Annotated in this window: 2 protein-coding genes; both read left to right on the top strand. The window is 61.3% G+C overall.

Features of this window, described 5'->3' with window-relative positions; genetic code table 11:
• The coding region (locus A2J02_RS04430) for a transcriptional regulator (RefSeq protein WP_197477930.1) at positions 1-213 on the top strand (213 nt) is incomplete at its 5' end.
• Positions 214-311: 98 nt separating this feature from the next.
• Complete coding sequence (locus A2J02_RS04435; protein ID WP_068047305.1) at positions 312-734, top strand: VOC family protein; 423 nt, start codon at positions 312-314, stop codon at positions 732-734.
• The last annotated feature ends 26 nt before the right edge of the window (positions 735-760 follow it).

The following is a 760-nucleotide window of genomic DNA, read 5'->3' on the forward strand; positions in this document are numbered from 1 at the left end:
CTCTCGATCGTCAAGGAACACAGCGGGTTGAGCGCATCGGCGCTGAGCAAGCAGGTCGCCGCGCTGGTCGATGCGGGATACGTCGAGCAGCAGCGATCACGCACGGACTCGCGTCGACTGTGGTTGTCGTTGACGAAGGACGGTAGAACGGCGTATCGGCACCATGTGGCTGCACTCCGCACCATTCTGGCCGATACCGACGCCTCCATCTGATCTTCTGCGGTGACTTTCCGTCGTGGTGCGTGTCTACTGTTTCGACGGATGCCGTCGACGTAGTTCAGCCCGCTCGTTCAGCGAAGAAGGAGACTTCGATCATGTCCATTCTCAATCCCTACCTGTCGTTCCGAGACAATGCCCGCGAGGCAATGGAGTTCTATCGGTCGGTCTTCGGTGGCGAGCTGACCGTCACCACGCTCGGCGAGGCCAATGCCAGCGAGGATCCCGCCGACCAGGACAAGGTCATGCACGGCCAGCTGACCACCTCGAACGGCTTCACTCTGATGGGAGCCGACACGCCGTCGTCGATGGAGCACACCCCCGGCAACACCATGAGTGTCTCGCTCAGCGGCGACGAGGAGGACGAACTGACGGGCTACTGGAACAAGTTGGCCGTCGACGCGCAGTTCACCATGGGTCTCGAGAAAGCTCCGTGGGGCGACACGTTCGGAATGTTGACCGACAAGTTCGGTGTCCAGTGGATGGTCAACATCGCAGGATCCAACACTGGGAGCTGAGCGCCGACGCGGCCGCTCCTACACGA

The sequence above is a fragment of the Rhodococcus sp. EPR-147 genome (assembly GCF_001647185.1).
Lineage (GTDB): Bacteria > Actinomycetota > Actinomycetes > Mycobacteriales > Mycobacteriaceae > Rhodococcoides.